Here is an 18,692-nt window from a genome sequence, read left to right on the forward strand (position 1 = left end):
CGGCGGCCTACAACAAGAATTGACAAACCGGAATCTTGCAGGCTTTGTGATCCGTTTTCTTGAAACCGAAGCAGGCTGCAGATCATGACCGTTCAATCGCGCATCGAAGAAACGCTGACGCAGAATTTCGCGCCCGAGCGCCTTGCCGTCATCAACGAAAGCCATCTCCACGCCGGCCACCATCCCGACATCACCGGCGCCGGGGAAACCCACATGCGGGTTCGCATCGTGTCCCAAAAATTCGCCGGCATGCCCCGCCTCGCCCGCCACCGCGCCATCACCGCCCTCCTGAAACCCGAACTAGACGCCGGCCTCCACGCCTTGGCCATCGAGCCCGCAGCACCGGGTGAAGAGATCGCCTGGTAGGTCTGGCCGGGGTTCTAGCAGCCGGCTGATGAACCAGCGTCGCGCTTCAGAGGCGGGGTTACAGCCAAAGTTAGAGCGCCACTCTCTCCGCCCTCATTTCTGTGCTCGTCACAGGAATCCAGTGCGCCCAAGTCCTTGGGCGCGACAGAACTCTCTCAACTTAAGTGCATCTTCTCGCCGCGCAGACGCGCCACGGCTGGATCCCTGTGACAAGCACAGGGATGAGGGAGGTGAGTTTTGTCGCGTTATCAAATCGACGTCCAAGGTGCTGCAGATAGCAGCAACGCCGCCATCGGACGGCGACTAAGCCCGCCTCAGCCCTACACAGGATCCGTATCTGCCGCCTCAGCCGGCCGGATGCGCAGCTTGGTAATCCTGTTCTTCTCGCGCTTCATGACAATGAAGCGCTTGCCGTAGAAGGTGAAGGCCTGGCGTTCCTCGGGGATGGTCATGGATTCGTGGATGACCAGGCCGGCGATCGTCGTTGCCTCCTCGTCCGGCAGGTTCCAGTCGAGGGCCCTGTTGAGATCGCGGATCGGCACCACGCCATCGACGACGATCGAGCCGTCCGCCTCCTGCCGCACGCCCTGGATATCGAGATCGTGCTCGTCGGCGATGTCACCGACGATCTCTTCGAGGATATCCTCCAGGGTGACGATGCCCTGCACCTCGCCATATTCGTCGACGACCACTGCAAAATGCTGCTTGCGCCGCAGAAAGGCGTTCAGCTGGTCCTCGAGATTGGTGCTATCGGGCACGAACCACGGCTTTTGCGCGATCTTGGCGACATCGAGGTTCTCCGGCTCGACGTTCGGCTCTGCCAGCGCCCGCAGCAGGTCCTTGGCATGGATGACGCCAATGATATTGTCGGTCGTCCCGCGCCATAGAGGCATGCGCGTATAAGGGCTTTCCAGCATGGTGCGGACCACCGCCTCCGGCGCGTCGTCGGCGTTGACGGCCCGCATCGACGTGCGGTGAACCATGATGTCGGACAGTTCGAGTTCGCTGAGGTCGAGGACGCCGCCGAGACGGTCGCGGTCGGCCTTCACCACCGATCCCTCGCGGTGCAGGAAGTCGACGGCGCCGCGCAGTTCCTCGTGGGCCGACAGCATCGACACTTCCTTGGAAAGGTTGATGCCGAACAGCGCCAGGATCTGCCGGACGATGACATTGACGACGCTCGACAGCGGCCCGACCACCGCCACGAACAGCTTGACCATCGGCGCGACATAGAGCGCGAAACGGTCCGGTGCCGAGATCGCCCAGCTCTTTGGCAGGACTTCGGCGAAAATGACCAGGATGACGGTCATCGCCAGGGTGGCCAGTGCCACGCCCGAGCTGCCGAACAGCCCGAGGAACAGGCTGGTGGCAATCGACGAAGACAGGATGTTGGCAAGATTGTTGCCGATCAGCAGCGCCCCGATCAGCCGGTCACGACGCTCGATCAGCCCGTTGACGACAGCAGCACGGATCTCGCCATTGGCCTCGAGCGTATGCATGCGGCTGCGCGATGCCGCCGTCAGCGCCGTTTCGGAACCGGAAAAGAAGGCCGAGACCAGAACGAGCAGGACGATGGACAGGAACTGCGGCCAATATTCCGCAAGTGCTGCGAATGTGCCTTCGATGGTCATTGCGGGTGATTTTCCTTGAGGAAGCTCAGCACTTCCGAAGAGGGAACATCGTCGGCGACGAAGGCCTGGCCGACGCCGTGCGTGAGGATGAAGGTCAGCTTGCCGCTCTTTACCTTCTTGTCCTGGCCGATGGCTTTCATCAGCATCTCTGCTGGTGGCAAGGCGCCCGGGATATCGCTCATGCGCGTCGGCAGGCCGACCGCCTTCAGATGTGCCTCGACCCGGGTCGCATCGTCGGGGCTCGCCAGATTGAGCCGGGCGGAAAACCGATGGGCGAGCACCATGCCGATGGAGACGCCCTCGCCGTGCACCAGCCGGCTGCTGTCGTAATTCGTGGTCGCTTCCAGCGCGTGGCCGAAGGTATGTCCGAGATTGAGCAGCGCCCGCGCGCCGTTTTCGTGCTCGTCGGCCACCACCACATCGGACTTCGCCTGGCAACTGGCGGCAATAGCCTCGATGCGGGACGGGCCGCCGGCAAACACGTCACGCCAGTTGGCCTCGAGCCAGGCAAAGAAGTCCGGCTTGTCGATCAGCCCGTATTTCGCGACTTCGGCATATCCGGCCCGGAATTCCCGTTCGCTCAACGTATTCAGCACGTCGCTGTCGGCCAGCACGAGGTCCGCCTGGTGAAAGACGCCGACGAGGTTCTTGCCCTGGCGGGTGTTGATGCCGGTCTTGCCGCCGACGGAGGAATCCACCTGCGACAGCAGCGAGGTCGGCACCTGAACGAAGCGCACGCCACGCCGGACGATACCGGCTGCAAAGCCGGCGAGATCGCCGATGACGCCGCCACCGAGCGCGATCACCATGTCGTTACGCTCGACGCGGGCTTCCAGCACCGCGTCGCAGACCGTCATCAGCGGCTCGAAGCTCTTTGTCTTCTCGCCGGCCGGCAGCACCAGGCTGGCAACAGCGATGCCAGCAGCCTCGAGGCTGGCTGTCAGGGCGGCGAGATACAGCGGACCGACATTTTCGTCGGTGATGACGGCAGCCCGCCGACCCCTAAGGCGCGCGGTAATCTCCGCACCGGCGCGCGCGATCAGGCCGGGGCCGATCAGGATATCGTAGGCCCGTTCGCCGAGCGGCACGTGGACGAGACGCTCGGACACGTCAGGAATGGCACTCATGATACTTTACTTTCCTGGCTTGTGCGGAGGATCGCCGCCAGCACGTCACGGGCGATGATATCCTTGTGGACATCGCGCGACATGACGGTGAGATCAGCCTCCGCATAGATCGGATAACGCGCCTTCATCAGGCCCTCGAGCGTCGCCTTGGGATCCCCGGTCTTCAACAGCGGCCTACTATCGCGCTTGTTGACGCGCTCCCAGAGCACGTCAAGATCGGCCTTCAGCCATATCGAGAGGCCTTTGCGCTTGATATGCCAGCGGGTGCGATCGTTGACGAAAGCACCGCCGCCGGTCGAGACGACACGCGGGCCGCCTTTCAGCAGTCTCTTGATCACCCGCGTTTCGAGCGACCGAAACTCTTCTTCTCCATAGGCCGTAAACAGTTCGGATATGGTCATTCGCGACACCCGCTCGATCTCGGCATCGGCATCGACGAAGGGAATTGCGAGATGGGTTGCAACGAGCCGACCTATCGAGGTTTTGCCGGCACCCATAAGACCGACGAGGATAAGATTGCGCTGACCGAGCGCCGCTCGGGCTCTGTCTTTGAGGCTTTGCGCAAGGGTTAGGACAGGTTCACACATCGGGCCATTCATAAATTGTTTGCAAAGGGTATCGTCAAATGCGCCCATAGCGTCAAGTCGCCGCAGTATAAACACCTCTGCAATACATCTTCGCTAACGCTGGCCTTGCCGAAATGCCCTTGGCCTCTTGCCGCACACCCAGGAGACTGCATGCCCACACTGTTTCGCTTCCTTGTTTTCTGCGCGGTGATAGCGGGGACGGTCTATGGAGCGATGTGGGCACTGGCCGTTTTCGTCGAGCCTAAGCCGCGCGATATCACAATCCGCATCCCGGCCGAAAAGCTCAATCCGCCATCGACAGGCACGATCAAGCCATGAGAGATCTCGGACGCGCCCACATGGAAGCTTTCCTCGAAATGATGAGCGCCGAGCGCGGTGCGGCGCTCAACACGCTGTCGTCCTATCAGCACGATCTCGACGACCTGCACGGCTTCCTCAAGGCCCGTGCCGTCCGAATGACGGAGGCGGCGTCCACCGATCTCGGTGCCTATCTCACAGGCCTCTCGAACCAGGGCTTCAAGGCATCCTCGCAGGCCCGCCGCCTGTCGGCGATGCGGCAGTTCTACAAGTTTCTCTATGCCGAAGGGCTGCGCACCGACGACCCGACCGGTATTCTCGATGCGCCTAAAAAGGGCCGCGCACTGCCAAAGATCATGGGCGTCGAAGAGGTCAGCCGCCTTCTGGCGCAGGCTGAAACCGAAGCCGAACTGGACGGGCCGAACAAGCTGCAGCGCGTGCGGATGCTGGCGCTGCTGGAACTCCTCTATGCGACCGGCATGCGCGTCAGCGAACTTGTCTCGCTTTCCGCCAAGGTACTGGACCACGAAGGCCGCTTCCTGATGATCCGCGGCAAGGGCAACAAGGAGCGCATGGTGCCGCTGTCGCACTCGGCCATATCGGCGATGAAGGCCTATGGACAGATGCGCCTTGCGCAGGAGGCCGCCGCCAAGGAGCCACCACCGGAAAGTCCGTGGCTGTTTCCATCCTCTTCGAAGGAAGGCTATCTGCCGCGCCAGGTGTTTGCCCGCGACCTCAAGGACCTCGCCATCCGCGCCGGCCTGACGCCATCGCTGATATCGCCGCACGTGCTGCGGCATGCCTTTGCCAGCCATCTTCTTGCCAACGGCGCCGATCTGCGCGTGGTGCAGGAACTGCTTGGCCATTCGGACATTTCCACCACGCAGATCTATACCCATGTGCTGGAAGAACGCCTTCACCAACTGGTGCAAACGCACCACCCCCTTGCCAAACAGGCGAAAAAGCAGGATTAGGACCGGCAACAAAGGCCGGAGCCTGACAACCCCGCCCGCGCAAAAGGAACGGAAACGCCCCTCATGCACCAATATCTCGATTTCGAAAAGCCCATCTCGGACCTCGAGGGCAAGATCCACGAGCTGAAGAAGCTGGCCCTGGAAGACGAAAGCATCGACACTTCCGATGAGGTGAACAGGCTAGAAGGCCGCGTCCACGAAGCAACGCTCGAGATCTACTCCAAGCTCAATGCCTGGCAGAAGACGCAGGTCGCGCGCCATCCGCAGCGACCGCATTTCATCGATTATTCTGCAGCCTTGTTCGAGGAATTCACGCCTCTGGCCGGCGACCGGAAATTTTCCGAGGACGCCGCCATCCAGGCCGGCCTCGCGCGCTTCCGTGGCCAGCCTGTTGCTGTCATCGGCCAGGAAAAGGGCAGCGATACCAAGATGCGGCTGAAACACAACTTCGGCAGCGCCCGGCCCGAGGGCTACCGCAAGGCCATCCGCGTACTCGAGATGGCGGATCGCTTCGGCTTGCCGGTCATCACCCTCGTCGATACCGCAGGCGCCTATCCCGGCGTCGGTGCCGAAGAGCGTGGACAGGCGGAAGCCATCGCCCGCTCGACGGAAATGTGTCTCGGCCTCAAGGTGCCGATCATCTCGGTCATCGTTGGCGAAGGCGGGTCTGGCGGCGCCATCGCGATTGCCACCGGCAACCGCGTCTACATGCTGGAACATTCGATCTACAGCGTCATCTCGCCCGAAGGTGCGGCCTCCATCCTCTGGCGGGATTCCGCCCGTGCGAAGGAAGCTGCCACAAACATGAAGATCACGGCCGAGGACCTGAAAGCCTTCGGTGTCATCGACGGCATCATTCCCGAGCCGCTCGGCGGCGCGCACCGCGATCCGCAAGCCGCAATCGCCTCGACCGGCAACGTCATCGCGACAGCGCTCGGTGAGTTTTCTGGTCTGTCCGGCGAGCAGGTCCGCAACGAACGACGCCAGAAATTCCTCGCCATGGGCCGCAATCTCTAGGCGAAACCCGTCCAAACGTAGAAAATCGCGCGAAATTCTGCCGTAAAAAGCCAAATCTTGGCCACATTGATGTTATCCAACGAACCTCGGGCAAAGAATTGCTTGCCTGGGGGCACCGGCCGATGCATAGGCTGGTAAGGAATCGTCAAGCATAAACGCCTATGATTTTGGTTCCTTTGATGGGTTTGCGATAAGGGTCACCCGACCCGTTTCGCGTCTAGGGCTTAGTCACACATGCGCATTCGTTACCTTGCCTCTCTTTCCCTGATGGCGCTGGCACTCGCCGGCTGCAACGACACGCTCGATTCAGCAACCTCGATCGACCTGTCTAAGGTCAAGAACAAGGTCGAGCAGCCGCTCCCGGACCGCATCGTCGCCGAAATGGCGAAAAAGGGCATGGACCGCAACTCGCCGATCATGATCCGCATCCTCAAGGAAGAGGGTGTCATGGAGATCTGGAAGGCGAAGACCGACAACCGCTTCGACAAGATTGCTGAATACAAGATCTGTGCGTGGTCCGGCCGCCTTGGCCCGAAGGTCAAGGAAGGCGACCGGCAGGCGCCCGAAGGTTTCTACAACCTGACGCCGGCCAACCTTAATCCGAATTCGAAATATTACCTGGCCATCAACACCGGCTTCCCGAACAAATACGACAGCGCCAACGGCCGCAGCGGCGTCAATCTGATGATTCACGGCGCCTGCTCGTCGTCCGGCTGCTATTCGATGACGGACCAGCAGGTTCTCGAAATCTACGCCTTCGCGCGCGACGCCTTCAAGGGCGGCCAGAAGACCATCCAGCTCGAAGCCTTTCCGTTCCGCATGACAGCCGAGAACATGGTCCGCCATCGCCTCAATTCCAATATCGACTTCTGGAAGATGCTGAAGGTCGGGTACGACGATTTCGAGGTGACCAAGCGTCCGCCGGAAGTCGAGGTCTGCGAGAAGAAATACGTCTTCAACCAGCAGTCCGACGGTCCCTTCACTGCAAGCGGCAAATGCCCTGCCATGACCACGCCGCCTGCCCTGCAGTCGGCTCTGGTCGCCTACAACAAGATCTACAAGCTCGATTACGACAAGGCGATGAGCAAATATAGCGATACCGCCTGGTACGACCCGACCGAAGCCGAGCGCAAGGCGGTCGTCGCCAAGCAGCGTGCCGGCCACGATCTGGCATACGCACCGACGGGCTCGGCCCTGGCTGCCGGCAAGATCATGAAGGTCACCGAACTCGAAACGCTGATGGCTCGCCAGTCGAACCTTCCGACGACATCTCCGACCATCATGGCCGGAATGCCGTCGGGCGTCCACAATGCCAAGGGTAGCATTGCGCAACTGCCGATGACGACTGCCTCTGTGCCGACGGTAGGCAGCGCGCCGGCAGCGACATTGGCCCCGACAGCCGTAGCCGTGACATTGCCGGCGACCGTGCCGGTACCGGCCCAGAACCCACTGGCCTATGCGCAGGTCCCCTCCCCGGTCGAGACAGCTCAGGACCAGCCTTCCGACAAGAAGCCGCCGTTCTGGAAATTCTGGTCTAAGAGTGAGTAGGCTCGACGCCGGGACCTATGACCTGCGCGGACTGAAATGTCCGCTTCCCGTTTTGAAGACCCGGAAAAAACTGGCTTCGATGCCACAGGGCGCAGTGCTGACTGTCGAGACCAGCGATCCGCTGGCCATCATCGACATCCCGCATTTCTGCAACGAAAACGGCCATACGCTGCTGGACAGCGCCAGCACGGCGGACGGCCATCGCTTCACGATCCGCAAGGGTTGACTACAGGCGCATTCCCGGGATCGCCAGCGGATTGTTTTCCAATGCCTCTCGGTCCGGCATGTCGATGCGCGGCTTGCCGAGGAAGGCGTCGAACAGGTCCTTGACGAAACTTTCCGGCAGATCCTTGGTGATCAGCACCATGCGCGTCCGCCTGTCGGCTGGATCCGGCCACGCCGGCAGTCGCACCGGCGCGTGAAAGATGTTCTGGACGCCATGCAGCACGACAGGCCGCTCGGGACGATCCTTCAGCGCCACGATGGCCTTCATGCGCAACAGCTTTTCCCCATGCGCCGAGCGCAGCAGGTCGATGAACATATCCAGCGCCATCGGATCGATCGGCTGGCTCTCGACAATCGAGAACGACCGGATCGACGCATCGTGACGATTGACGTCATGGCCATGCTGATGCCCGTCGCCATGATGGTGATCATGGTGATGATGACCATGCCCATGGCCCTGATCATGCTCATGCTCATGGTGATGCGCGTGATCGTGGGCATCGGCGGTCATCTCGTCCTGCAGCCAGCGGCCGACATCGGCAATTTTCGAGCCGGGATCGTACAGGCCGTTGACGAGGATGGCGGCGCGGGCAGCCTCCTCGCTGTCGCCGTCAACGATCGGGGCGCGCGGGTTGAGCAGCCGCAGCCGCGCTTCCAGCGCTGACGATGAAGCAGCACCCGCCATGGTGCCCTTGGAAATGATCAGCCGGTCGGCGACTGCCACCTGCCGGCGCGCTTCCTCGTGATTGTCGAGGGTCTGCAGCCCGTTGACGGCATCGACGACAGTGACCATGCCGTCGAGATCGAAGCTCTGGGCGATGACGGGATTGCCCATGATCGCCTGCATCACAGGCGCCGGGTCGGCAAGCCCCGTCGTCTCGATGACGACGCGGCGCAGCGTGCGGCTGCGGCCGGTCTGCATCCGGTCCATCAGCATCGCCAGCGTATCGACCAGCTCCCCGCGCACGGTGCAGCAGAGGCAACCATCGGACAATTCGATGATAGAGTCGCCGGAGCTCTCGACCAGCAGATGGTCGATGCCGACATCGCCAAATTCGTTGATGACGACCGCCGTGTCGCGCATCTCCGGATCCTTCAGGATGCGGTTGAGAAGCGTCGACTTGCCGGCGCCGAGAAAGCCGGTGAGGATGGACACCGGCACCTTGTCAGGCGTGCTGTTCATGATCTGGGTCCGATCAGTTGGTCGGGCGCGGCTGCGGAACCGGAATGCCTGCGACATCGCCGGATACCTGTTGCGAACTCTTCGCGACAGACGCCTTGTCGGCCGCCGCATCGGGTCCGCCGCCGATCAGCCCGGCATAGGTGAAGTTGGGGGTATGGGTCATCTCGTGGATATAGGGAGAAAGCACCTTCATCCGGCCTGTCGGGTCGCGCGTCTCGCTGCGCATCTGCGCGCCCTTGGCGCTGCAGATATCGTTGGTAACGTCCGCCACCTGGTCCTGGCCGGGACCATAGGGTTTCAATGTCTGCAAGGTGTCGTTGCCGGGAAACTGCGAGGTAAAGCCTTTTTCGAGCATGTCGGCCGACATGTCGGCGCGTTCAGCCAGGCTGTTGGTGCCGAGCACGACGGATACCAGCGTCCGGCCGTTGCGCGTCGCCGAGGCGATCTGGTTGAAGCCGGATGCACAGATGAAGCCGGTCTTCATACCATCGGCACCGTTGTAGCGGCCGATCAGCAAGTTGATGTTGGGCACCTGCTTGACGCCGTTGGTAAAGCCCTCGAGCGCGAAATAGCCGGCATACTGTGGAAACTCGCGACGCAGGGCGACGGTTACGATCGCGAGATCACGCGCCGTCGTGTACTGCCCCTTGCCGGGCAGGCCGTTCGGATTGATGAAATGCGAACTCGTCATGCCGAGTCGCGCTGCTTCCGCGTTCATCTTGGCGACGAAGCCCTGCTCGGATCCGCCGACCGTCTCGGCAACAGCCATGGCCAGATCGTTGGCCGATTTCACCAGCATCATCTTCAACGCATTATCGAGCGTCATCTTCTGGCCGGGCTTGAAATACATCTTGGCGGCAGGCTGGGCAGCGGCGTGCTTCGACATCACCACCGGGGTGTCGAGGCTGATCTGGCCGGCCTGGATGGCGCGAAACGTCGTATAGACCGTCATCAGCTTGGTCAGCGACGCGGGATACCATTTGCGGAACGCTTCCTCGTGCTCCAGCACGCGGCCGGTACTGACATCGACAAGGATGTGTGGGTTTGCAAAGGCTGCGGATGCACCGCTCAGGAAAAGCGCTGTGACGGCAGCACCCACCGGCAAAAGCCGCAAGGCGGCAAACAAAGAATTCTGCTTCGTCGGCACGGTCTGTCCTTCAGTGTCCGGAATTTTCTCGAACCTCGCAGGTATTTAACCTATATGGCTATGAGAAGGCAAAGGTGATCGACGGTTTATTTCCGTCTTCCCACGCCATATCAAAGAGATTGATCAGCAGGAAAATCGACCATGCCCATCTTGAACAGAGCAGCGGAACTGCAGGACGAAGTGACCGAATGGCGCCGCCACATCCACGCCCATCCGGGCTTGCTGTACGCTGTCGAGGAGACCGCCGCCTTCGTCACTGACAAGCTGAAAAGCTTCGGTGTCGACGAGATCGTCACCGGCATCGGCCGCACCGGCGTCGTCGGCATCATCCGTGGCACTGGCGAAGGTCGCACCATCGGCCTGCGCGCAGATATGGATGCTTTGCCGATGACCGAGATTTCCGGCAAGCCCTGGGCATCGAAGACACCCGGCAAGATGCACGCCTGCGGCCATGACGGCCACACCGCCATGCTGCTGGGAGCCGCCAAATATTTGGCGGAAACACGCAATTTCACCGGCAGTGTCGCCGTCATCTTCCAGCCGGCCGAAGAAGGCGGCGCCGGCGGCAAGCTGATGGTCGAGGACGGCATGATGGACCGTTTCAAGATCGCCGAAGTCTATGGCATGCACAATATGCCGGGCATCCCCGTCGGCAAGTTCGCCATCCGCAAGGGTGCGATCATGGCGGCGACAGACGAGTTCAGCATTGTCGTCAAGGGCCGGGGCGGCCATGCGGCGATGCCGCACACGACGATCGACCCCATTGCCATCGGCGCGCAGATCGTCACCAACCTGCAGATGATCGCCTCGCGCAGCGTCGACCCGCTCGGCTCCGCCGTCGTTTCCGTCACCAAATTCAACGCCGGCTTCGCCCAGAACGCCATCGCTAACGAAGCGACGCTCGCCGGCACTGTCCGTACGCTGGATGCCGGCATTCGCGATCTCGCCGAGCAGCGCCTGCGCCAGGTCGTCGCCGGCATCATTGCCGCCCATGGGGCCGAAGCCGATGTCCGCTATAACCGCAATTACCCGGTGACATTCAACCACGCCAACGAGACCGATTATGCGGCCGATGCGGCTCGCGACATCGCCGGCGACGCCAACGTCAATGCGGAAGTCGATCCGATGATGGGCGGCGAGGATTTTTCCTACATGCTCAACGCCCGGCCCGGTGCCTTCCTGTTCCTCGGCAACGGCGACACCGCCGGCCTGCACAATGCCGCCTACGACTTCAACGACGAGGCCATCGCCCACGGCATTTCCTTCTGGGTCCGCCTTGCCGAGCAACGTCTCGGTTCGTGACGGCAAGGTCGCGGTAACGACTGAAGCTCATTCACGGTGACCAATACCCGCGATGGCATTGATCAAAATCAATGCCATCGCGTCTTTCTCCCCTAATGTGCCCGGAGTTCGGTCAGCCACGTCGGTCAACAGAGCCGGTGTCGCCTGCCCTCTTCAGGTCTCGGGAGAAATATAAATGCTCGCCAAGAACGTCATGACAACCAGTGTCATCTCGATCCAACCCACCGCGAGCGTCCGCAGCGCCGCGCTTTCGATGATCGCTCACTCCATCAGCGGCCTGCCCGTTATCGACGACGACGGACGAATGATCGGCATCGTCACCGAGGGTGACCTGCTGCGTCGCGTCGCCGTCCGCGCGCAGGATCGGCACTACCACCTGCCGGGGCCAAACGATCCCCCTTCGCTGGATGACTACGTGCATACCCATGGATGGTCGGTCCGGGATGCGATGTGCAGCGATATCATTACGGCGGCCCCCGACACCGATGTCCGCGAGATTGCCGGCATCATGCTGTCGCACGGCATCAAGCGCGTACCGATCCTCGACAAGGGGCAACTCATCGGCATCGTCAGCCGCTGCGACCTGCTGGGCATGATCATCGACGCACCCTTCGATATCGTCGCTTCCGGCGATGAGGCAATTCGCCTCGCCATCTCCACCCGGCTGCAGGACGACCTCGGCATCGACCCCGCCCACGTCAGGGTAACGGTATCGGGCGCACGCGTTTCTATCGGCGGGCGGCTTGAGACGGACCTGCAGCAAAAAGCCGTCCGTGTGCTCGTCGAAAGCGTTCACGGCGTGACCGGCTACACCGACCACACGACGCTGACGGACTGACCACCCGAGTTCGGACTGACATCCGAGCGATCGGCTGCGACGGCATACCAAGGAACGACCATGGACGAAGCCCAAAAGAGCAACAAACCGTTGCAGACCGTGACGCGTGGCACATTCGCCAACGACGTTCTGGAAATCATGCAGCGGGAGAACGTCAGCATTGTGGTGGTGGTCGAGACAGGCATCATCATCGGCACCGTGACGGACCGCGACATAGCCATGAAGTGCCTCCTGTCGGGAAAGCTCCCGGGCGCCATCACCGCCTTCGACGTCATGACGCTGCAGCCGGACGGATGCATCGGCAAGGCCATGCGGCGCGCAGAACTGCACATCATGGAATAGCGGCAGACGGTCCCGTCCCGATGCAGCGCCCGGCTTTGCATGCCCTTCCGAACATGGAGTTCGGCAAAAGATGAGTTGCGACACGCTTGAGCCTGCGTTATGGAGACCGGGGTAAAACCGTTATGTCCACGTAGCTCAGTAGGATAGAGCACAGGATTCCTAGTTGCATTAATTGGGGGCTGCATTTGAAAGATTGCAGTCGATCTGCTCAAAGTCGGGGAACGCTTCGCTGATCTTTCAGCATGCCAATCCCGAGCCAAGCTCCGGAGAAATCCGGTGAAGGTGTAGAGACTGGATGGGCAGCACCTAAAGGCCTCGGCCCATGGTGAAGGGACAGTCCAGACCACGAACGCCTCCGGGCGGCGGTTAAAACCGAAGTGGTATGAATCCTGGGGTCGGAGGTTCGAATCCTCTCGTGGACACCATTTTTACAAAATTTCCAGACGTAAGCGCGTCAAACTATCCGGCACCGGCAAAGCTCGGTGGCGGGCTGGAGTTGTGACATTTCGGCAACCTCGGCGTGCTGAAAGTTCTGCTTCGCCGTGATCGACGCTGATCCCTGTTGATACATTCCGTTGTCCCGATATGCTTATATTCAGCGGGGATTCGCCGCTGTTCCAGGTGGAGCATGTAATAGGCCGCAGTTGCAGCAGACAGTTTTGCGCGCAGCTGCCACGGCCAATCCCGACAGATTGGATAGATCATGAACATTCGCACATTGCTGTTGGGCTCGGCCGCAGCCCTTTCCATCGTCTCCGGAGCAAAGGCTGCCGACGCCATCGTCGCCGCCGAACCGGAACCCCTTGAATATGTTCGCATCTGCGACGCCTATGGCGCCGGCTACTTCTACATTCCAGGCACGGAAACCTGCCTCAAGATCGGCGGTATGGTGCGTACCGAAGGCGAATGGCACGATGCCTACCAGCCTGACCACAAGATCGGCACCTTCTGGCATACGCGCGTCGAACTGAACGTCGATACCGCAACTGACACCGAATACGGCGCGCTGAAGACCGAGATGGTCTACCGCTTCGAATCATCTGAAGGCATCAACACCAACAAGGTCCTGTTTGCCAACATCAGCCTCGGCGGCTTCCTCGTCGGCAAGGCGGATTCGCAGTTCTCGTCCTACACGGGCTATGCCGGCGACATCATCCAGGACGACGTGGTTTCCTACGGCCCCGGACCGATCAACACCGAACTCAACCAGCTGACCTACACCTACGATCCGGGCAATGGCTTCACCGCGATGGTCTCGGTCGAGGATTCCCAGTCGGCATCCGACGCAAATTACGACTCCTCCTTCGTCCAGAGCAATGGCCGCAGCTGGCAGGTCTCCAAGGCCGACACCTATACCCCGGATGTCGTTGCCGGCCTCGGCTACAAGTCCGGCATGTGGAGCCTCAAAGTTGTCGGCGGCTACGACTCGATCGTCGAGGAAGGCGCTATCAAGGCCCGCGTCGATGCCGATTTCGGTGTCTTTTCGGCATTCCTGATGGGCGGCTGGAACACAGACGGCGACAAGCTCAACAAGTATGCTTCGGGCTACGTCACCGATGGCGCCTGCCCCGTCAACAAGGAAGAGCTTTGCGGCTGGGGCGACTGGGCTGTCTGGGGCGGCGTCAACGTGCCGATCAACGACAAGCTGAAGGGCAACGTCCAGGTCGCCTACACCGACAGCAAGATCCTTGCCGCAGCTGCCAACCTGCAGTTCAAGCCGGTCGGCGGATTCACCATCGAGCCGGAAGTCGAGTACACCAAGTGGGATTCGACCAACAACGACGCCTGGGCCGGCATTCTTCGCTTCCAGAGAAGTTTCTGATAGGCTAGACCCTCACTATCGTCTGCCAAAGGGCCCGGCTTTCGGGCCCTTTTCTGTGTTCAAGCCGCTGGTCGATTGCCTCCTGCCCCACAAGCGAGTTTTCCCATGCTGCGCCGGTTCTTTTCCTATTACGCCCCTTACAAGAAGCTCTTTTATCTCGATTTCGGCTGCGCAGTCGTTGCTGGCCTTCTGGAACTCGGGTTTCCGCTGGCGATGAAGCTGTTCATCGACACGCTGCTGCCAGGCCAGGATTGGGGCCTGATTGCCGGTGTCGCGGTGCTGCTGCTGGTTGTGTACGTGATCAATACCGGCCTCATGGCGGTCGTCAATTACTGGGGACACGCACTCGGTATCAGCATCGAGACCGACATGCGTCGCCAGGCTTTCGACCATATCCAGAAACTCAGCTTCCGCTTCTTCGACAATAACAAGACCGGGCACCTGATCGCCCATGTCACCAAGGATCTCGAGGAAGTCGGCGAAGTCGCCCACCATGGCCCGGAAGACGTCTTCATCGCCATCATGACCTTCATCGGCGCCTTCATCCTGATGTTTACCGTGCACTGGAAGCTGGCACTGCTGACGACCGTCATCGTTCCCGTGATGACCTGGATGGTCAGCCGCTATGGCGCCCGGATGACGGAAAACTGGCGGAAGCTGTTTGGCCAGGTCGGCGAGTTTAATGCCCGCATCGGCGAGAGCGTCGGCGGCATCCGGGTCGTCAAGGCATTTGCCAACGAGGACCACGAGCGCGCGCTATTCGCCGTCAACAACGAAGGATACAAGGCAACCAAGCTGAATGCCTATGCCTACATGACGGCGAGCCTCACGCTCTCTTATTTCGGCACCCGGTTCGTGCAGCTGCTGGTGATGGTGGCCGGCACCTATTTCGTCATTCGCAGCGAGCTGAGCTATGGCGGCTTCGTCGGCTTCCTGCTGCTGGTCAACGTCTTCTTCCGGCCGATCGACAAGATTACCTCCGTGCTGGAAAGCTATCCGAAGGGTATCGCCGGCTTCAAGCGCTTCACGACACTGATCGACACCGCCCCGGACATTGCCGACAGACCGAACGCCATTGCGGTTGAGCATCTGAAGGGAGACATCGCCTATACCGACGTCAGCTTCGGCTATGATGCCAATGGCAGGATTCTCGACAGGCTGAACCTGACGATCAGGGCCGGAGAGACGATTGCTTTCGTTGGCCCGTCAGGCGCCGGCAAGACGACGATCTGCTCGCTGCTGCCACGCTTCTACGAAGTCGACAGCGGCGCCATCAGCATCGACGGAATGGACATCCGCGACATGACGCAGGCCTCGCTCAGGGCGCAAATCGGCATCGTCGCCCAGGATGTCTTCCTGTTTGGCGGCACGATCCGCGACAATATCGCCTATGGACGCCTTGGCGCCAGCGACGACGAAATCATGGATGCGCTGAGGCGGGCAGCGCTGGATGAATTCGTCCTGTCGCTGCCGGACGGACTATCCACCCGCGTCGGCGAGCGCGGCGTCAAACTGTCCGGCGGCCAGAAGCAGCGACTGGCGATTGCCCGCATCTTCCTGAAGAACCCGCCAATCCTGATCCTCGATGAAGCCACGTCCGCGCTCGACACGGCCACCGAATATGCCATCCAGCAATCTCTCGCGGCGCTGTCCGAGGGACGCACGACGCTGGTGGTCGCCCACCGCCTGGCAACAATCCGCAACGCAGACCGGATCATCGTGGTCGGCACGTCCGGCATCGTCGAGGACGGTACGCACCAGCAGCTGCTCGCACGCCGGGGTCCCTATGCACGGCTGCACGAGGCGCAATTCGGGGCGGTTGCCTGATTTCTGATAGTGGAGCCGGTTTACCGCGAGGTGGAAGCGTCTACCGCCCCTGACTGGCTATACCTTCGGCACATTCGGAAGCCGGGGCGTATCCGATACGAAGACGCCGGCCTCCTCCGCTGCGGCGAGAAATGCTTCGCGGGCGTCATCGGGCGGCAACTTGTTCATCATCACCTGCCCGAAAGTCCGCAACGCATGGAAATAGGCTTCTCCCTCGCTGACTGGCCAGTAGCGGGAGAGCAGGTTCATGGCTTGCCGGGTGGAACTGACGATCATGTAGAAGCCGAGCTTGTCTCGCTCGACATAACAACTCTCAGACCACTGCTTATCCTCAAGCGTCATGGCGCCCCCCAAAAACGCAAAAGCTACGTATCAATCGATCTGACGGACTATCGTTCCGTGCACCCGGATGCTCTTCGCAACGGCAGGTACGGTCCGGCATCTGCCATTCGGAAAATGGCGATTTTGTATCAATCGTTGTAAATATAGGAACCGCACATGTCTTCATCACTCTCGGGAGCGGCGTGGCCCGTGAAAACTGCCACGGCCGTAAGCCCCTCGCCAGCGCCCCAGGTGGCGATATAGCTGACCTTGCCGGAGCCACACAGCCTGTTGCCATTTTCGAGCACCGGATCGGCAGGGTTTTGCACCCGGTAGACGGATGCTGGAACCCTGTGACCGTCGATACGGAAATGGTCGCTGACCAGATCCGAGAAATCGAGCGATTCCCCATTGGCAAAACTGATGCTGAAATCGTCCATCGAAATGTCACCGGTTATGCTGGACGCGGTGTTGCTATAGGCCGTGTAGGCGTCGGCGCGGACCGGGGAAGACCCGCCGATGCCAATCGCGCCGGCGATGCACACCGACATAGCGATGACGAACCTGTTCAGCATAGTTACCCCCCACGGCACGAATTGGAGCCCGATTGAACTCGAAAAGCCGGCAAGGACGCAGCAAACCGGTAAAATCAATGGTCAATCCGAGGCTTTATTGCACTACCCGCACAAAAATGCATCGAATTTAACTGCCGGCCTTTCCTTATGAACATGGCTACATAGTTAAGCCAGGTGGCCGCAAGGCATATTCAAGACGCAAGGAGTTGGGGATAATGGGTTCATCTGTTTTGATTGGTATTCTGATCACGTTTCTGGTGATCATTCTGGTGCTTTGGCTTGTTCAGCGTTTGCCCATCGAGGCTCGCATCCGCCAGATCGTGCAGATCATCGTGATCATCATCGGCATCATCTCGCTGCTGAAGTACCTCGCGGTATTCTAGGCCAGATCCAGTCGACGGATACGGGATTGCCCGTGTCCGTCGATTTTCCAAAGCCTGCCCATAAAAGCCTACCGCCCTCCGAGTGACGGGCTGAACACCATCAGGCTCAGGATTTCAAACAGCACCTGGGCACCGGCCTGCGCCGTATTGGTGGTCGTATCGTATTGCGGCGCCACCTCCACGACATCTCCACCGACAATATCGATCCCCTTCAAACCACGGATCAGCTCCAGCACCTCGCGTGTCGTCAGGCCGCCGATCTCAGGCGTACCGGTTCCCGGCGCAAAGCTCGGGTCGAGACTGTCGATGTCGAACGACAGATAGGTCGGCCCGTCGCCGACGATGGCCCTCGCCTTTTCGATGATCGCCGGAATACCTAGACCCGTCACGTCCTCCGCGTGGATGACCGTCATGCCGGACTCGAACGAAAATTCCCAAAGATATTCGGCCGAGCCACGAATGCCGATCTGCACCGTGCGCGTCGGATCGAGAACCCCGTCTAGCACGGCGTTTCGGAAAGGCCCGGCATGGTGGAACTTGGTCTGGTCGAAAGCGCCGCTGGTATCGCAGTGGGCGTCGATATGGATCATTCCTACCGGCCGCTTCCTGCCGACGGCTTTCAGGATGGGATGGCTGATCGAATGGTCGCCGCCGACCGATAGGGGCAGGACGCCGGCATCGACGATCTGGTTGACGCGCTTCTCGATATCCGCATGCGACTGCTCCAGCCGGTATCGGCTCTGGAAGGGCACGTCGCCGATATCGGCAACACGGATATCGAACACCGGCGCCGTACCGAGCACATGATTGTAGGGACCGATCCGCTCGATGGTGCGCAGCGCACGCGGCCCGAAACGCGAACCCGGGCGGTTGGTGACGCCGAGGTCCATCGGAATTCCGAGGATTGCTACCTGCAGATTGCCGAAATCGGGATCTTCCGCAGAAACCGGCAGATAAGGCGCACTGACGAATGTCGGCAGGCCTGAATAGGGCGCCAGCCGGGTGCCGCTCTTCGAAAAGATCTTGTCGCCGACCTTGCGAAACGCTTCGTCGAAAATCGCGCCGCCTGCAGCATCGCTGAATTTCGCCCGCAACGCGTCCAGCTTCGTCTTGTCCCAGCTCATAGCCGCTTCCTCTGCCCGATGTTGTTCCCGCCTGCCTCGCCCGACAAAGCAGTTGA

20 protein-coding genes are annotated in these 18,692 nt (G+C 60.7%); 12 read left to right on the top strand and 8 right to left on the bottom strand.

What is annotated here, in order from left to right; genetic code table 11:
• The first annotated feature begins 84 nt into the window (after window positions 1-84).
• Window positions 85-366 carry a BolA family protein gene (locus PR018_RS14065; protein ID WP_142824767.1) on the top strand — a complete coding sequence of 94 codons (282 nt, stop codon included), beginning with the start codon at window positions 85-87 and terminating at the stop codon, window positions 364-366.
• Window positions 367-686: 320 nt separating this feature from the next.
• Here PR018_RS14065 and PR018_RS14070 read toward each other — a convergent pair whose 3' ends face one another.
• The 3 genes from PR018_RS14070 to PR018_RS14080 are packed head-to-tail and all read right to left on the bottom strand — an operon-like array spanning window position 687 to window position 3,711.
• Window positions 687-1,997 carry an HlyC/CorC family transporter gene (locus tag PR018_RS14070; protein ID WP_142824766.1) on the bottom strand — a complete coding sequence of 437 codons (1,311 nt, stop codon included), beginning with the start codon at window positions 1,995-1,997 and terminating at the stop codon, window positions 687-689.
• Entirely contained in the window at window positions 1,994-3,124 is a 1,131-nt protein-coding gene (gene aroB, locus PR018_RS14075; protein ID WP_142824765.1) for a 3-dehydroquinate synthase, read from the bottom strand. Before aroB ends, PR018_RS14070 begins: the two co-directional genes overlap by 4 nt.
• Complete coding sequence (locus PR018_RS14080) at window positions 3,121-3,711, bottom strand: shikimate kinase (RefSeq protein WP_142824764.1); 591 nt, start codon at window positions 3,709-3,711, stop codon at window positions 3,121-3,123. The genes aroB and PR018_RS14080 overlap by 4 nt, the downstream gene beginning before the upstream one ends.
• A gap of 150 nt (window positions 3,712-3,861) precedes the next feature.
• Between PR018_RS14080 and PR018_RS14085 the strand changes: the two genes are divergently transcribed.
• The 5 genes from PR018_RS14085 to PR018_RS14105 all read left to right on the top strand — a co-directional run bounded on the left by PR018_RS14085 (window position 3,862) and on the right by PR018_RS14105 (window position 7,773).
• Complete coding sequence (locus PR018_RS14085) at window positions 3,862-4,029, top strand: hypothetical protein (RefSeq protein ID WP_162854752.1); 168 nt, start codon at window positions 3,862-3,864, stop codon at window positions 4,027-4,029.
• Window positions 4,026-4,982: a site-specific tyrosine recombinase XerD gene (xerD, locus tag PR018_RS14090; RefSeq protein WP_142824763.1), complete on the top strand. Its 957-nt coding sequence runs from the start codon at window positions 4,026-4,028 to the stop codon at window positions 4,980-4,982. Before PR018_RS14085 ends, xerD begins: the two co-directional genes overlap by 4 nt.
• Before the next feature lie 63 nt (window positions 4,983-5,045).
• Window positions 5,046-5,999, top strand: a complete 954-nt coding sequence (locus PR018_RS14095; protein WP_142824762.1) for an acetyl-CoA carboxylase carboxyltransferase subunit alpha — start codon at window positions 5,046-5,048, stop codon at window positions 5,997-5,999.
• 234 nt (window positions 6,000-6,233) lie between these two features.
• On the top strand, window positions 6,234-7,547 hold the full coding sequence (locus PR018_RS14100) for a L,D-transpeptidase family protein (protein ID WP_142824761.1): 1,314 nt from the start codon (window positions 6,234-6,236) through the stop codon (window positions 7,545-7,547).
• Window positions 7,540-7,773, top strand: a complete 234-nt coding sequence (locus PR018_RS14105) for a sulfurtransferase TusA family protein (protein WP_224127888.1) — start codon at window positions 7,540-7,542, stop codon at window positions 7,771-7,773. The genes PR018_RS14100 and PR018_RS14105 overlap by 8 nt, the downstream gene beginning before the upstream one ends.
• On the opposite strand, the gene PR018_RS14110 is transcribed toward PR018_RS14105, so the two are convergent.
• Window positions 7,774-8,955, bottom strand: a complete 1,182-nt coding sequence (locus PR018_RS14110; protein WP_142824759.1) for a CobW family GTP-binding protein — start codon at window positions 8,953-8,955, stop codon at window positions 7,774-7,776.
• A 13-nt stretch (window positions 8,956-8,968) separates the two neighbouring features.
• Window positions 8,969-10,102 carry a D-alanyl-D-alanine carboxypeptidase family protein gene (locus PR018_RS14115; RefSeq protein WP_142824758.1) on the bottom strand — a complete coding sequence of 378 codons (1,134 nt, stop codon included), beginning with the start codon at window positions 10,100-10,102 and terminating at the stop codon, window positions 8,969-8,971.
• A 141-nt stretch (window positions 10,103-10,243) separates the two neighbouring features.
• On the opposite strand from PR018_RS14115, the gene PR018_RS14120 reads away from it, so the two are divergent.
• From PR018_RS14120 to PR018_RS14140, 5 genes are all read left to right on the top strand, one after another.
• On the top strand, window positions 10,244-11,404 hold the full coding sequence (locus tag PR018_RS14120) for a M20 aminoacylase family protein (protein WP_142824757.1): 1,161 nt from the start codon (window positions 10,244-10,246) through the stop codon (window positions 11,402-11,404).
• 175 nt (window positions 11,405-11,579) lie between these two features.
• Window positions 11,580-12,242, top strand: a complete 663-nt coding sequence (locus tag PR018_RS14125) for a CBS domain-containing protein (protein WP_142828798.1) — start codon at window positions 11,580-11,582, stop codon at window positions 12,240-12,242.
• A gap of 60 nt (window positions 12,243-12,302) precedes the next feature.
• Entirely contained in the window at window positions 12,303-12,584 is a 282-nt protein-coding gene (locus PR018_RS14130) for a CBS domain-containing protein (protein WP_142824755.1), read from the top strand.
• Window positions 12,585-13,287: 703 nt separating this feature from the next.
• Entirely contained in the window at window positions 13,288-14,406 is a 1,119-nt protein-coding gene (locus PR018_RS14135) for a porin (protein ID WP_142824754.1), read from the top strand.
• A 105-nt stretch (window positions 14,407-14,511) separates the two neighbouring features.
• Window positions 14,512-16,233: an ABC transporter ATP-binding protein gene (locus PR018_RS14140; RefSeq protein ID WP_142824753.1), complete on the top strand. Its 1,722-nt coding sequence runs from the start codon at window positions 14,512-14,514 to the stop codon at window positions 16,231-16,233.
• 57 nt (window positions 16,234-16,290) lie between these two features.
• On the opposite strand, the gene PR018_RS14145 is transcribed toward PR018_RS14140, so the two are convergent.
• Entirely contained in the window at window positions 16,291-16,575 is a 285-nt protein-coding gene (locus PR018_RS14145; protein WP_142824752.1) for a DUF982 domain-containing protein, read from the bottom strand.
• A 128-nt stretch (window positions 16,576-16,703) separates the two neighbouring features.
• Window positions 16,704-17,129: a hypothetical protein gene (locus PR018_RS14150; RefSeq protein ID WP_224127884.1), complete on the bottom strand. Its 426-nt coding sequence runs from the start codon at window positions 17,127-17,129 to the stop codon at window positions 16,704-16,706.
• Between the two features lie 215 nt (window positions 17,130-17,344).
• Between PR018_RS14150 and PR018_RS14155 the strand changes: the two genes are divergently transcribed.
• Window positions 17,345-17,512, top strand: coding sequence for a Thivi_2564 family membrane protein (locus PR018_RS14155; RefSeq protein ID WP_111219842.1), 168 nt, complete (start codon window positions 17,345-17,347; stop codon window positions 17,510-17,512).
• Between the two features lie 68 nt (window positions 17,513-17,580).
• On the opposite strand, the gene speB is transcribed toward PR018_RS14155, so the two are convergent.
• Complete coding sequence (gene speB, locus PR018_RS14160) at window positions 17,581-18,636, bottom strand: agmatinase (RefSeq protein WP_111219840.1); 1,056 nt, start codon at window positions 18,634-18,636, stop codon at window positions 17,581-17,583.
• Between the last annotated feature and the right edge of the window lie 56 nt (window positions 18,637-18,692).

The sequence above is a fragment of the Rhizobium rhododendri genome (genome assembly GCF_007000325.2).
Classification (GTDB): Bacteria; Pseudomonadota; Alphaproteobacteria; order Rhizobiales; family Rhizobiaceae; genus Rhizobium; species Rhizobium rhododendri.

Excerpts from the sequence above, each read along its gene's own strand:
- PR018_RS14065 (WP_142824767.1), top strand. The coding sequence starts at position 85 with ATGACCGTTCAATCGCGCATCGAAGAAACGCTGACGCAGAATTTCGCG.
- PR018_RS14070 (WP_142824766.1), bottom strand. The coding sequence starts at position 1,997 with ATGACCATCGAAGGCACATTCGCAGCACTTGCGGAATATTGGCCGCAG.
- aroB (WP_142824765.1), bottom strand. The coding sequence starts at position 3,124 with ATGAGTGCCATTCCTGACGTGTCCGAGCGTCTCGTCCACGTGCCGCTC.
- PR018_RS14080 (WP_142824764.1), bottom strand. The coding sequence starts at position 3,711 with ATGTGTGAACCTGTCCTAACCCTTGCGCAAAGCCTCAAAGACAGAGCC.
- PR018_RS14085 (WP_162854752.1), top strand. The coding sequence starts at position 3,862 with ATGCCCACACTGTTTCGCTTCCTTGTTTTCTGCGCGGTGATAGCGGGG.
- xerD (WP_142824763.1), top strand. The coding sequence starts at position 4,026 with ATGAGAGATCTCGGACGCGCCCACATGGAAGCTTTCCTCGAAATGATG.
- PR018_RS14095 (WP_142824762.1), top strand. The coding sequence starts at position 5,046 with ATGCACCAATATCTCGATTTCGAAAAGCCCATCTCGGACCTCGAGGGC.
- PR018_RS14100 (WP_142824761.1), top strand. The coding sequence starts at position 6,234 with ATGCGCATTCGTTACCTTGCCTCTCTTTCCCTGATGGCGCTGGCACTC.
- PR018_RS14110 (WP_142824759.1), bottom strand. The coding sequence starts at position 8,955 with ATGAACAGCACGCCTGACAAGGTGCCGGTGTCCATCCTCACCGGCTTT.
- PR018_RS14120 (WP_142824757.1), top strand. The coding sequence starts at position 10,244 with ATGCCCATCTTGAACAGAGCAGCGGAACTGCAGGACGAAGTGACCGAA.
- PR018_RS14125 (WP_142828798.1), top strand. The coding sequence starts at position 11,580 with ATGCTCGCCAAGAACGTCATGACAACCAGTGTCATCTCGATCCAACCC.
- PR018_RS14130 (WP_142824755.1), top strand. The coding sequence starts at position 12,303 with ATGGACGAAGCCCAAAAGAGCAACAAACCGTTGCAGACCGTGACGCGT.
- PR018_RS14135 (WP_142824754.1), top strand. The coding sequence starts at position 13,288 with ATGAACATTCGCACATTGCTGTTGGGCTCGGCCGCAGCCCTTTCCATC.
- PR018_RS14140 (WP_142824753.1), top strand. The coding sequence starts at position 14,512 with ATGCTGCGCCGGTTCTTTTCCTATTACGCCCCTTACAAGAAGCTCTTT.
- PR018_RS14145 (WP_142824752.1), bottom strand. The coding sequence starts at position 16,575 with ATGACGCTTGAGGATAAGCAGTGGTCTGAGAGTTGTTATGTCGAGCGA.
- PR018_RS14150 (WP_224127884.1), bottom strand. The coding sequence starts at position 17,129 with ATGCTGAACAGGTTCGTCATCGCTATGTCGGTGTGCATCGCCGGCGCG.
- PR018_RS14155 (WP_111219842.1), top strand. The coding sequence starts at position 17,345 with ATGGGTTCATCTGTTTTGATTGGTATTCTGATCACGTTTCTGGTGATC.
- speB (WP_111219840.1), bottom strand. The coding sequence starts at position 18,636 with ATGAGCTGGGACAAGACGAAGCTGGACGCGTTGCGGGCGAAATTCAGC.